Annotated in this window: 8 protein-coding genes and 2 tRNA genes; 5 read left to right on the forward strand and 5 right to left on the reverse strand. The window is 61.7% G+C overall.

Going from position 1 to position 12,790, the window contains the following annotated elements:
- Positions 1–196 precede the first annotated feature (196 nt).
- Positions 197–4,960 (reverse strand): calcium-binding protein, encoded by a 4,764-nt coding sequence (locus tag AB8841_RS25755; RefSeq protein ID WP_370438604.1) that lies wholly within the window; start codon positions 4,958–4,960, stop codon positions 197–199.
- A gap of 96 nt (positions 4,961–5,056) precedes the next feature.
- Between AB8841_RS25755 and AB8841_RS25760 the strand changes: the two genes are divergently transcribed.
- Together AB8841_RS25760 and AB8841_RS25765 are read left to right on the forward strand one after the other, a co-directional pair.
- Entirely contained in the window at positions 5,057–5,377 is a 321-nt protein-coding gene (locus AB8841_RS25760) for a hypothetical protein (RefSeq protein WP_370438605.1), read from the forward strand.
- Positions 5,378–5,452: 75 nt separating this feature from the next.
- Positions 5,453–5,529: transfer RNA gene (locus AB8841_RS25765), tRNA-Trp, on the forward strand.
- A gap of 272 nt (positions 5,530–5,801) precedes the next feature.
- Here the strand turns inward: AB8841_RS25765 and AB8841_RS25770 are convergent.
- Complete coding sequence (locus AB8841_RS25770) at positions 5,802–6,002, reverse strand: hypothetical protein (protein WP_370438606.1); 201 nt, start codon at positions 6,000–6,002, stop codon at positions 5,802–5,804.
- Between the two features lie 276 nt (positions 6,003–6,278).
- On the opposite strand from AB8841_RS25770, the gene AB8841_RS25775 reads away from it, so the two are divergent.
- The 3 genes from AB8841_RS25775 (at position 6,279) to AB8841_RS25785 (ending at position 10,442) form a co-directional block, all read left to right on the forward strand.
- Positions 6,279–6,947 (forward strand): response regulator transcription factor, encoded by a 669-nt coding sequence (locus AB8841_RS25775; RefSeq protein ID WP_370438607.1) that lies wholly within the window; start codon positions 6,279–6,281, stop codon positions 6,945–6,947.
- A gap of 166 nt (positions 6,948–7,113) precedes the next feature.
- Complete coding sequence (locus tag AB8841_RS25780) at positions 7,114–9,927, forward strand: EAL domain-containing protein (RefSeq protein ID WP_370438608.1); 2,814 nt, start codon at positions 7,114–7,116, stop codon at positions 9,925–9,927.
- A gap of 227 nt (positions 9,928–10,154) precedes the next feature.
- Positions 10,155–10,442 (forward strand): transcriptional regulator, encoded by a 288-nt coding sequence (locus AB8841_RS25785; RefSeq protein ID WP_370438609.1) that lies wholly within the window; start codon positions 10,155–10,157, stop codon positions 10,440–10,442.
- Between the two features lie 666 nt (positions 10,443–11,108).
- Here the strand turns inward: AB8841_RS25785 and AB8841_RS25790 are convergent.
- From AB8841_RS25790 to AB8841_RS25800, 3 genes are all read right to left on the reverse strand, one after another.
- Positions 11,109–11,423 carry a hypothetical protein gene (locus tag AB8841_RS25790; protein WP_370438610.1) on the reverse strand — a complete coding sequence of 105 codons (315 nt, stop codon included), beginning with the start codon at positions 11,421–11,423 and terminating at the stop codon, positions 11,109–11,111.
- A gap of 153 nt (positions 11,424–11,576) precedes the next feature.
- Positions 11,577–11,653: transfer RNA gene (locus AB8841_RS25795), tRNA-His, on the reverse strand.
- Positions 11,654–11,775: 122 nt separating this feature from the next.
- Positions 11,776–12,750: a tripartite tricarboxylate transporter substrate-binding protein gene (locus tag AB8841_RS25800; RefSeq protein WP_370438611.1), complete on the reverse strand. Its 975-nt coding sequence runs from the start codon at positions 12,748–12,750 to the stop codon at positions 11,776–11,778.
- Between the last annotated feature and the right edge of the window lie 40 nt (positions 12,751–12,790).

Genomic DNA, 12,790 nt, shown 5'->3' on the forward strand with positions numbered 1-12,790 from the left:
TCCGTTGTCGTTACTCAGCGGGAGCGGCTTGGCAGAGCGACCGGGGCAACGAGAGCCCGTGGGATCGGTCCAGCTTGGACGGGCGACGGATCACGACGTTCTTGTGGTCGCGAATGCACCATCTCCTACGAGGATTGCACTGCCCCAATTGGATATCGTCCTGGATATCTTCCCCGACCGCTCATGGTGTTCGGACTTAAGCAAATTGAAAATCATCGGCGTGGAGGTTCGCGCGCTGGACGTCCTTCAGGGTGATCGTATTACCGGTGCCGGCCGTGATCACGACATTGCTGCCTGACTGGCTAGAGGCTGCGAGCACGGCTGCATAATCGGAGAACACGGCCGTCGAGAACTGGATGACGTCGTCTGTATTCGCGCCGGCCTTGAAATCGGTGATCACATCGACCCCAAAATCGACATCGAAGACGAATGTATCCGAGTTCAGTCCGCCCGTCAGAGAGTCGTTCCCTGCACCGCCGTTGAGGGTGTCGTTCCCTGAGCGTCCATCCAGTGCATCCGCTCCGGCGTTGCCAATCAGCACGTTTGCGCCTGCATCGCCGAAGAGCTGGTCCGCGAAGGCGGTGCCGGTAATGTTCTCGACCGTGCTGATTTCGGCAATGCCGCGCCAAGTACCGGCCCCCAGATCGGCGCGATCTCTCGTACGGGCTTCGGAGCCGGTCGTGACGAGATCAACCCATACCGCGGCCGAGAAGCTGGCAAAGCTCACAGTGTCGATCCCCGCACCACCGTCAAGGGTGTCGATCTCGCCTGCCGCGCTCTGACTGATCAGAAGTATATCGTTGCCAAGACCACCGTAAAGCAGGTCGCTGCCTGCTCTGCCGTCGAGCGTGTCATCACCCGCCTCGCCGTAGATGTTCTGCTGGCCGTCACCGCCAATCAATGGGTCATTGAGAAACCTCGACCCGACGATAAACCCGCTGCCGGCCGTCGCGGCCCCGTAGATCGTCTGGCGGCTCCACTCGTCCCCATCCGCGAAGCGAATGACCTCGATTCCGCGGCCCGGCGCATTGGCGGATTCGGAGAACTGGTCCACGACACGAACCGCCTGGCCGGTACTCGGGATATTGATCAGAAGATCGTTCCCGCTGCGGAGGAACTGCAGATCCGTTCGATTGAGGTTGCGAAGCAGGAGGAGGTCACTCTCATTGGCGTGATAAAGGGACTGTGTCGTGTCACCGATCACATCGTTCCCGTCACCCCTCGCATAAATGTATGTATCGCTCCCGGTTGCGGAGCCAGCGCCGGAGCCGGATGTGATCGTGTCGTTGCCGAGACCGCCGAGGAAGGTATTGTCGCCGACACCGTTGCTGATGATGATATCCCTGCCGTCCGTACCGCGGTACCATGCTTCCTGGTAAATCCGCTGACGCGCCCATTCCTCCCCATCGGCGAAGCGGATGACCTCAATTCCGCGGCCTGCCGCATTCCAGGCTTCTGAGAACTGGTCCACGATCCGGATCGTTTCGCCTGTGTTCAAGACGCTGATGAGAAGATCGGCTCCACTGCGAGAAAACTCCAGATCCGAGGCATCGAGGTCGGACAGCAGCAGTGTGTCGTTCTCATTCAGGCCCAAAGCGGATTGCGTCGTATCGACAATCACATCGTTGCCGTCGCCCCTCGCATAGAGGAACGTGTCACTCCCGGTCTCAAAGCCCCCGCCTCTATCCGACACGATGTAATCGTCGCCCAATCCGCCGGAGATCGTATTGTCATCGCTGGAGGAGCTGCCGATGGTGTCCTTCCCAGCCGTGCCACGGTACCAAGCCTCCTGGTTGATCCGCTGGCGGTTCCATTCCTCCCCGTTTGCGAAGCGAATGAGTTCCAGGCCTCTGCCCGCCGCATTGGGCATCTGATGGAATTGATCCACGATCCGGATCGTTTCCCCCGTGCTCGACACGTGGATCAGGAGGTCTGCCCCGCTGTGCGAGAACCTTAGATCCAAGGCATTGAGATCGCCCAGGAGCAGGATATCGCTTTGGCCGGCATGATGATCGGCAAAGGTCTCGTCCAGAATGCTGTCATTGCCATCGCCCAGAGCGTAAACGAAGGTATCGCTGCCGGTTGCCGTGCCGCCGTTGTCGAACGAGGCAATGACATCATCGCCACGGCCGCCGATGATCGTGTCGTTTCCGTAGCTGCCGCTCAGATAATCCTTGCCGTCGCCGCCGCGGAGTTCGTCGTCGCCATTGCCTCCATCGAGCCGGTCGGAGCCATCGCCCCCATCGAGAAAATCGTTGTGCTCGTCGCCCCGGAGAAAGTCGTAGCCGTCCCCGCCGAAGATCGTATCGCTGCCATCATGGCCGTACAGAACATCGTGGCCGCCGTAGCCGGCAATGATGTCGTTTCCTCCGTAGCCGCTGAGCACATCATGCCCAACGGTTCCGTTCATCACATCGTTGCCGGAGCCGCCATTGAACCTGTCGTTTGGCCCGTTCTCGAACACTTCGGAGATATCGCCGATATGGCCGAACTCGTCATACCAGTAGGCGTTGACAAGAACGGTCTCAACAAACACGTAGCGGTAGTAAGTCTTCTTTCCGATGAAGTCCGCCCCGATCTGCTGATAGATCCTCTGCCGGTCCCAGGTCACGCCGTCGGCGAATTTGATGACGTCGATGCCATACCGATACTGGTTCCAATCCGTCACCAGATTGTCGACTCCCAGCACCAAATCGTCGAGCTGGAGGACTTCTCCGGTCGCCTCGATGGTCAGGAGAACGTTCCCGCCCTGATAGGCCAGGCTGACCTCGTCGGATTGAACGTCCTGAAGCACGAGGGTATCGGTATCGGTCGCATTGTTGCTGAAATCGCCGATGCGATCGTCACCATCGCCCGTCTTCCAGAAATAGGTATCGCTCCCATGCGAACCCACCATCACATCGTCGCCCTGCCCGCCGACGAACGTCTCGCTCAAGCCGGAGCCGGAGAGGGTGTTGGCGTTGGCGTCTCCCCGCAGCCATGCCGCGCTCTGGATCCGGTCCCGCTCCCAGACCGTGCCGTCCGCGAACTGCACGCTCTCGAAACCGTAGCTGTACTGCCGCCAGCCCGTGACCGTGCTCGAATTGAAGAAGAATTTCTGATCCCGAATGAACTCTCCCGTCTCCTTGATCGTGATGAGGATATCATCCCCCACGCGCGAGAATACGACGTCATCCGGGTTGAGGTCGGCGAGGATGAGCTGATCGCGCTCCGTTGAGGACGAAGAGCTGTGATCGATCACGTCGCTGCCGTCGCCGCGGCCATAGATCACCGTGTCGGAGCCTTGTCCGATCTTGACGAAGTCGTCGCCCCGGCCACCGCGCACCACGTCGTCGAGCGCGGAATCGATGATCGTGTTGCGGCCGGAATCGCCGCGATAGACCGCGTGCTCCTGGATCGCGGCGCGATCCCACTCCGTGCCGTCGCGGAACCGGATGCTATCTGTCCCGTAAGCCTTGTCCGCGTAGTGCCAGAAGAAATCCTCGACGGTGATCGTCTTTCCGGTCGCGATCACCTTGATCAAAAGATTGTCGCCGACCCGGGTCAGATCGACTTCCGATGCGTTCAGGTCGGTCAGGACGAGCTTGTCCCTCTCGGCGGCGGATCCCTCGTCGTCGCGGATCCACAGATTGCCGTCGCGCTTGTTGTAGACGACGATGTCACTGCCCTCGCGGCCATCGATGAAGTCGCCTCCGCCGCCGGCGATGAAGACGTCGTCCCCGCTCGTGCCGCGGATTCCTTCCGCCGCGGTCGATCCGAGCCGCGCTCGACCGTCCACAATCTGCTCGGCGATGCGATGCAGCACTGGATCGGCGATGCTGTCCAGACCTGGGCCTGCCGCTTCGGCGTAGGCGGACCTGTCCCCATCGAAGGCGATGGAAACCATGCCTTCGAGCCCGAGGAGCGCTTTCGTCAGATAGCTTGTCGCGGCGCCGGGAGCCGTCGGCGCGAATTGCGCGATGAGGCTCACCACCATCTGCACGTTCTCGGGGCTTGCGGGAGCGGGATTTCCCTCCGCGTCGCTGAACTGCAAGAGCGCATAAAAGAAAAAGGGGCTCTCGAGAGCCCCTCCGATATCCCCTCCCCGCACCAGCAGGCTCCTGGCGGTTTGCGCCAGGAACAGGGTCTCGAGGACGCTGACGATCTGCTGAAAACTCGCCTCGACGGCCCCGGCTGTCGAGGCCCGGCTGGGATAGGTCCGCGCCTCTTCGCCCCGGACGATCTCGCGATAGCTGTCCCCGAAGAACGCCTCCACGAAGGCGAGATGGCGGGCATCCACCAGCTCGCCGCGGCTGTAGGGATTGACCCCGTCCACGCCCGCCCATCGCAGGAGCAGCGCCTCGAACCGGGCATGCAGGACGCTCGGATCGAGACCGGCCGCCTCATCCGTCAGTTGCGTCCACGCGGCCCTGAAGGCCGCATCGAAGGTCAGCGCGTAGGCGATGCTGTGGATGTTTCCCGAGCCGGGCAGGAGCGGCAAGGCATCGACGCCCTCGGCGGGCGTGAACGGCGGGGTGTTGTCCTGCGTGTCCTGCCGGTCGGTCTGGAAATAGATCGTCTGCGCCGCCCCGGTCGAGCCGTCCGTGCGGGTGAAGGTCGAGCCGTAGCCGACGGTGTGGCCCTGGTTGGTGCCGGGCAGATCCGTGCGGGCGAGCGAGATCGCCGCGATGCCGGCCTGCGCCAGCGTCTGCAGCTCGCCTTCATCCAACGCCCCGTTCCGGTTGAGATCGCGCCACACCCGCAGCTTGGCGAAGGCCGCATCCTGCGCGTCGATGACGCCGTCGCGGTTGCCGTCGAGGGTCTCCAGCACCGCGAAGCCGTCCTGGGTGGCCGAGCCGAACAGCTCGACCGCGCCATCGACACGGCCATTGGCGTTGTCGTCGATGACGAGCAGCCCGGGATCCTCGCGCGGAAAGCTCTCGCCAAAAACGATCCAGTTTTGCGGGCTCAGATCACTCACGTCAGAGCGCATCAATTGCGCCGCCTGCTTGCCAGCCCTACTCGTGGAGGACTATTGAAGGCCCAATAATCAGATCAATAGTTATGGGGCATTTCAGTGAGACAAGTATCCTCTACTCTCGCCCGGCGAGTGATATCCTTTGCCGGACACAATCCTTTCATCGCCGCCATTGTGCCTTTGACTCTTCTGTCAGGGGTGATTGCTGCCTTTGTTGGCGAGCAGGGTGCTGGCGACTACCTTATCCAGCACTCCGCATCTTTGCAGGCGGGCCTCAACAAGCCTCTGGACTATGGGGATCTGCACGCTCCCCAGGTCATCTTTCTCGTTCTGCTCGCCTCGGCTGCAGCGGTGATTCCTGCTTATCGGTTTTACGCATTCCTCAAAGGTGGTTTGATCAGCCCTTCCGATAAAGTCTGATTGCGCGCTTGACGGTCGGGCGGCGTTTGACAGATAACGCTCGGCCTCTGGTTGGCCCTGACCGGCTGACCGCGCAGGAGTGTAGCTCAATCGGCTAGAGCACCGGTCTCCAAAACCGGGGGTTGGGGGTTCGAGTCCCTCCACTCCTGCCAGAGCTACAACAGTCATTCCACGCCCTTGGTGGTTGACCCGAGTCTGGGCCGAATCCCTCTCAAGGCGACGTTAATTCGAGAGCAGAGGCGATGCTTCGATGCTCGTTCGAAGCAAGCCAAGGCCCCGGGCTGCTCAGTTCAAAGCCGGTGAACGATCGCGCCGCAGATCGCGCCTTGCATAGCCGTGATGTGACTCAATTCCATTTTGGCGGTCTTATCGTGCCTCTGACGAGAGCTGCAAGATCGGAGGAGTCAGGTTCATAGAAGCGACACTATGGAGCAAACTCCTGGATGCTTTCCTGCACCCACGGATGACCCCACAAATAGCCCACGACGAGCGCGAGCAGGATCGCGTTGAGAACGAAGAGCAGGATAAGAACGAGCCGGGTCCGCTTCTCATGCCGGACGAGGCGGAGTTCGGCCTCTTCGATCTTATGGATTTGGTCGCCCCAGCCAGGCCCAGATTCGCGCACGGGCTTCCCCCTGTACCGAACAATCTAACCATCTGCAGGACAGGCGAAACTAGACCATCTGGTCTAATGGACCTGGGTCACGCCACGCCCTAGCAAGGACAAAAGTCATAGTATCGTTTGATTCGCGAACGTTCGGGCCACCGTTGAAAGAGGCTTTGTATAAGCCCTCACCTGCATTGCGTATTCCGGTGCCCAAGTCCTTTGCCGAACAACTCCAAGTGCCGATCGGCACAGCGGTCCTGTGATCTTCGAAAGCGTCTGTGGGGGCACAGCACCATGCATATTGTTGTCGATGAACGGCAGTCGATCACTGCCGGATACGTCGCGAGCTTTGGTCAGGAAGGCGTCCCGGCATTGGGATTTCCCTCCCGAGAGTTTTCCAGATGGCTTGAAGCGAGCGCCCGCAGTGCCTTGGACAAGGTCCAGGGCTTTCTGCTCGGCGAGTGCGAGGGCCGCGCCGTCATGGCGGCCATGATCCGCCACCGATCCCAGGCACCCGTCATCGCATTGTGCGAGGCCCGCTCCCTGGAGCAGACCCTCGACCTGTTCTCAGCCCAATTCGACGACGTGGTGCGCCAGCCCATACATGTCCGCGAGATCCTGGCTCGCTCGGAAGCCATCTGGCGTCGCGTCAATGATGGCCAGGCGACGGCGACCGGACAGGCGCGTCTCAAGGTCTACTTCGACGGGCGAGACCCCGAGATCGACGGCATCAGCCTGTCCCTGCCGCGCCGGGAGCGGGACATCCTGGCGCACCTGGTGCGGCATCGCGGCCGCTGGCTCAGCAAAGCGCAGATATTCCACACGATCTACGATGCCTCAGATGAACTGGAGACGAGTGTGGTCGAAGGGCACGTCAGCAAGTTGCGCAAGAAGCTGCGCAAGGGCCTTGGCTACGATCCGATCCAGGCACAGCGGCACGCCGGATACAGCTTCCTTGGCTGATGCCTCTTCCGTCCCTGGTACAAGCGAGAGCAGCAACCGAAAAAGGCCTCCCGTGACGATTCTTCTCATTGTTGTCGTAGCAGGCTCGCTGGCGGGACTGACTGGCGTGCCTCTGGTACGCATGGTCACGTCGGCCAACAGAACAAGGCAGTAGCAAAGGCACGTGGTGACCGCCGAAGATCTGCTCGATGGAATTCTCGACAGCAGCATCGATTGCATCGAGTTGCTCGACCGGGATGCGCGCCTGATTCTGATGAACAGGGGCGGTCTTCGCGTCATGGGGATGGGCGATCCTCATTCCCTTGTGGGAGGCTCCTGGGTTCAGTGCTGGGCCGACCAGGACGCGGCACGGGCTGCCGTCCGGACTGCAAGAGCCGGGCAGATCGGACGGTTTCAGGGGGAGCGTCCGGCGGCCCGTGGCGTGCGCAAGCGGTGGGATGTCATTGTCACTCCCGTTCGGACCAGGGCCGGACCGACAACGTGTCTGCTGTCCGTCTCGCGCGATGTAACGGCACAGTCGGAGCCGAAGCGAGAGGGTGACAGAACGCGGCTGCGGCATCGAGCGATAGCAGAGGCCAATGCTGCCATCATCTGGCGCGTCACCCCGGACGGCTCTTCCCTTGAAGGTGAAGGGTGGGATGCATTTTGCGGCGTGACCGTCGAAAAGGAGCAGCCGGATTGGTGGTTCCGCACAGTTCACCCTGACGACCGCGAGACTGTATCTACCGCTTGGCACAAGGCCTTGCGGTCTGGTGAGCCCTATAGCTGCGAGTTCCGCATCCGACATGTCAGCGGCGCGTATCGGTGGGTGGCGGATCGCGGTGTGCCCCTCAAGAACGAAGAGGGCAGTATCGAGGAATGGGTTGGAGCGATCTCCGACATTCATGAGCGCAAGCAGGCCGAAGAGACGCTCCGGACCAGTGAGGAGCGCCTGCGGCTCGCGCTGGAAACGACATCCACGGGCATTTGGGATGCCGACCTTGTGACCGGGCGCCGGCAATGGACAGCCGAGGCGCGATGCATCCTCGGTATCGGCGCCAATGCTCCGGTCACGCGGGAGAGTTTTCTGAATTGCGTCCACCCGGATGATCGAGACGAGGTGGAGGGCAAATTCTTCGCCGAGTGGCCCGCCAGCGGGCCGAGCTATGGCGGCACCTATCGCATCATCCGGGCCGACAACGGGCAGGAACGCTGGGTCGCCACGAGCGGCCGGACGCTCCTCGACAAGGCTGGACGGCCGGTTCGGAAGATCGGAACCATTCAGGACGTGACCGACCACAAGCGGATGGAGAATGCGCTGCGGGCGGGCGAAGAGCGGCTGAAGCTGGCCCTCCAGGCAGGTCGCATGGTGGCTTGGGAGCGCGATCTGACAACGGAGCATGTGGCCCGCTCAGCCAACGCTCGTGAGTTGCTCGGTGTCGGGTCTGGGCCGTTGTCGGACTTTCTCCAGAGGGTTCACCCTGAGGATCGCCACCGGGCCGAGTCGTTCATCCGCCGGCCGGATCACCGGACACCTGAGACGGTGGAGTTCCGGTACGTCCCGCCAAGCGGCCGAATGATGTGGCTGGCGGTGCGGGCGGAACGCGCTGGTCCCGACCGTCTGATCGGCATCACGTTTGACATCACCGACCGCAAGATGGCTGAAGAAGAGGCATGGCGCTCCTCCAATCACGACCCTCTCACGGGCCTACCCAACCGGGCCCTGTTCCAGCACCGACTGAAGCAGGCTCTCGAAGAGGCCGAACAGAGCGGCACCAGCGTCAGCCTGCTGCTGATCGATCTGGACGATTTTCAGGAGGTCAACGACGCCCTCGGCCACGAAGCAGGTGATGCCCTGCTGAAGGAAACGGCCGTACGGCTCTCAGGCATGATCCGGGATTGCGACACCGTGGCCCGCTTTGGCGGCGATCAGTTCATGGTCATGATTGTGGAGCCCCTGACCCTGGAGCACGCAACTCGTTTCGCGGATCACGTGATCGCGACACTGCGCATGCCCTTCACTCATGCGGGACGGCGGCTCACCGGCAGAGCCAACATCGGCGTGGCTGCTTTCCCCGACCATGCGTCTACGCCAACCGAGTTGATGACGAATACCGACTTCGCGCTCCGTCATGCGAAGGCGCAGGGGCGGGAGAGCATCGTCACCTACTCGTCCAAGCTGCGCCTCGCCAGTGCGCAGCGGGTTGCCCTGGGGCGGGCCGTCCACGAAGCGGTTTCCAACAATCAGTTCGACCCCTATTACCAGCCGAAGGTGTGCCTTGCGACTGGCCGGATTGTCGGGTTCGAGGCCCTCGCCCGCTGGCGCCATCCCAGCAAAGGGCTTGTTTCGCCGGACGTGTTTGGGGCGGCCTTCCATGATCCTGAACTTGCACAGGCCATCGGCAGGCAGATCGGCACCAAGGCCGCTTCCGATATGCGCGATTGGCTGGATTCCGGCCTTAATTTCGGGCGCGTGGCGGTAAACCTGTCATCGTCAGCCTTCGATGAGCCGGAGCTCGCCGATGAACTCCTTGGACGCCTGGAACGCACGTCTATCCCATTCGAGCACTTCGAGGTCGAGGTCACCGAAACGGTTTTCCTCGGCAAAGGCTCGGAGCATGCCTCTGTCATACTGACACAGCTTCATCGGCAGGGTGTGCGAATTGCTCTCGACGACTTCGGAACCGGCTATGCTTCGCTAACCCACCTCAAGCAGTTTCCGGTCGATCACATCAAAATCGATCGGAGTTTCATCGCAGGCGTGGAACACGATGTTGGAGATGAGGCCATCATCGAGGCCGTCATTGGACTGTGCCGGAAGTTGAACATCCAGGTGACTGCGGAGGGCGTCGAGACCCGGGGGCAAGCACGGCGCCTTCGGGAGTTGGGCTGTGACTACGCGCAAGGTTATCTCTATTCCAGGCCGCTATCCGCATCGCAGGTGCCGCGGCTGCTTTCAGCGTGGGATGCACAGAGGGTTGGGCAGCCGCGAACGGATTAGCCGCACAGGCTGGTCGGAGGAAGAAAGAAGAGTGTGGGTATGCCCGTGCTCCGGAAGCTGATGGTACAGCTTCCGCACTACGCTCGACCAGCGATCCGATCCGGCAGAGCGGCACAGTCTTGTGTTCTTCATCATGAGTCGAATGAGACCCCTCATTAGACCGTTTGGCCTAATGGACACCGCTCTCTCCCACGCATCCTATCGTCTGAACTGACTTCGGGGCGACGATGAGCGACTTGGACCGAGCCAACAAACTGATTGAGATCCGGCAGGGCCTCGGATTCTCACAAAACGCCATGGCCAACCTTCTTGAGTTGAACACTCGCAAATACCAGGCGTTCGAGTGGGGCGAGTGTGAAATCCCCAACCTCTATATCCTGGCTGCCGAGCGAGTTGCATTGGCTTATGCTGTTTGGGACAGAACCCCAATGAAAGCGCCGCCTGCGATCCGAGAAGAGGCGCTCATTCTTGCGAGGCTGACCGAGGCGTTAGGACCGGCTGGAATGCCTGCTTAACGGGCTTCGAAACCTGGGCAGAAAGGCCGGAGAGCTATTCGTGCTACAGCATCGGACGTGTCATCGAACCCACATCCGATGCTGTCCGTCTACGGTGTTGAGCATCTTTTCACGCAAAACCGGTTCCCACTTTTGCGTCCGATGCTCTAGCGACACGAATGGCATAGCACGCCGAGTGGGATCGCCCGACGGGGACCCCCGTTGGCCTTTCACGGATGGGCTACCGCAAGACCTGCAGTGGCTCGTTCGGCCTCGCCGGGCCACCGTTCCAGAGTGGGCCGGTCCGACAGAGGAAGAATGAGCCGATGATGCCCTTCTCGACCCTGCACAGCCTGATGAACGGACCCATCAACCATTGGATGTGGCGACTGACTTTCAGCGGCGCGGCTTTGAAGGATAGACGGGCCGTGAAACCAGGATGGTCCGTGGGATCGGTGCGTTGTCGTTCGCGGGCATCGGCGAGCCTCCAGAATCATTGCCATCACGGATGATGCCGGAAGCGTGACCGTTTGGGTCCGGCTCGGAAGGGGTAAGCCGTCTGCCAATTGTGGTGACCGCACTGCCGCTTTATCAGCGCGAGGTAGAGGACCCCGTCTCCAATGCGGTCGAGCATGTCCGGGAGTTGCTCGGAGCTCTGGCACAAGCCGAGTTCCAGCGACAGGGAGCTTAGCCCTTCCCGTTGAGCCGTTCGGCTGGATCCCGCTCCCGGAAACGCTCGCGCAGTCGCTCGACCTCACGCTGCAAGGCCTCGAGCCCGCGTGCGATCCCGCGCGCCGTATCATCGACCAGGCGCGTGCCCGCGCCAGCATCAGGGCAATCCGGCACGCCATCCCGACGAAAGCGCGGCGTTATCCCACCCTGCGGCGTAACCACATAGGTGCATCCGGTCTCCGGGTCACGCCAGACGGCCGGGGCGTCAACCGCGAGCGCTGGCGCACAGAATATTGGCAAGCAGACAGTAGCAACAATGCGACGAACCATGGCGCTTCTCCCTGTTGGAGACAACGCGCCAGCAGATCGGGAGGCTGTCTATCGATGAGGCTAGATGCCCTTATGGGGCTTCCCGGATGCTTCCCAATGGAGCTTTCTGGGAAGCAGCCTTAGAACCTACGACCGCTAAGCCCTTGATTCTGATGGTACAGCCGCCCCGGCTCGAACGGGGGACCCCCAGATCCACAATCTGGTGCTCTAACCAACTGAGCTACGGCTGCACGTGAGGCAGGGTGTAATCGCGCCCGCGATCAATTTCAAGGCTTCTTTGCGGTCGCAGGCCCAGAAATGACAACGGCGGGCGAATTCGCCCGCCGCTTCAAAGGATTAGCCAGCCAAAACTTTACTCTGCGGAAGCTCCGGCGGCTTTGAGGACCGGGGTCCAACGCGCCACTTCGCTCTCCACGAGCTTCTGGAGGGATTCCGGAGTCCGTTCCGCCGCCGTCGGGATGACCCCGCCGAGCTCCAGCAGACGCTTCTTCGTGTTCTCGTCGTCGAGGGACTTCGCGAGCGCGTCGTTGAGCTTCTTGACGATCTCCGCTGGCGTGCCCTTGGGCGCGAACACGGCGTTCCAGGCGCTGACCTCGTAGCCGTCGAGGCCCGCTTCCTTCGTGGTGGGCACGTTCGGCAGGACCGGGGAGCGCTCGGGCGTGGCGATGGCGAAGGCCTTGATGTTGCCGCCCTGGATCTGCGGCGCCACGTTGACGATCTGGTCGGTCATGTAATCGACCGTGTTGGCCATAAGATCGTTCAGGGCCGGGCCGGTCCCGCGATAGGCCACCATGGTGGGCTTGGCCTTGATGACCGAGTTGAAGAAGATGCCGGTCGAATGCGACACGGAGCCCACGCCCGCATGGGCCATGTTCACCTTGTCGCCGTTGGTCTTCATGTAGTCGAGGAAGCCCTTCAGGTCGTTGGCCGGAAAGTCCTTCTTGGCCACGATGACGATGGGGGTGCCGGCCGCGAGGCCGATGGGCGCGAAATCCTTGGCGGGATCGTATTTCAGATTGGGATAGAGCGCGGGCGCGGCGCCGTGGGTGCCCATGTGGCCCATCATGACCGTGTAGCCGTCCGCTTGCGCCTGGGCCCCGCGGGTGATGCCGGTGGTGCCGCCGGCCCCGGCCACGTTCTCGATCACGATCTGCTGGCCGAGGGTGCGGGACATGTGGTCGCTCACGATACGGGCCACGACGTCGGTCGGCCCGCCGGCCGCGAAGGGCACGATCATGGTGATCGGACGGCTCGGGTAGTCCTGAGCCTGTGCGCCCGTTACGGCGAGGCCCGCCACGGCCGCGAGGGTCAGCGCGATCTTCTTCATCAAGTTCCTCCCTTTGGATGGTTATGAGTTTACATTGTGG

This window comes from Microvirga sp. TS319 (assembly GCF_041276405.1).
Classification (GTDB): domain Bacteria; phylum Pseudomonadota; class Alphaproteobacteria; order Rhizobiales; family Beijerinckiaceae; genus Microvirga.

Bases quoted from the DNA above. Each gene is read 5' to 3' on its own strand.
- AB8841_RS25790 (WP_370438610.1), bottom strand. From the start codon at position 11,423: ATGGTTCGTCGCATTGTTGCTACTGTCTGCTTGCCAATATTCTGTGCG.
- AB8841_RS25785 (WP_370438609.1), top strand. From the start codon at position 10,155: ATGAGCGACTTGGACCGAGCCAACAAACTGATTGAGATCCGGCAGGGC.
- AB8841_RS25775 (WP_370438607.1), top strand. From the start codon at position 6,279: ATGCATATTGTTGTCGATGAACGGCAGTCGATCACTGCCGGATACGTC.
- AB8841_RS25800 (WP_370438611.1), bottom strand. From the start codon at position 12,750: ATGAAGAAGATCGCGCTGACCCTCGCGGCCGTGGCGGGCCTCGCCGTA.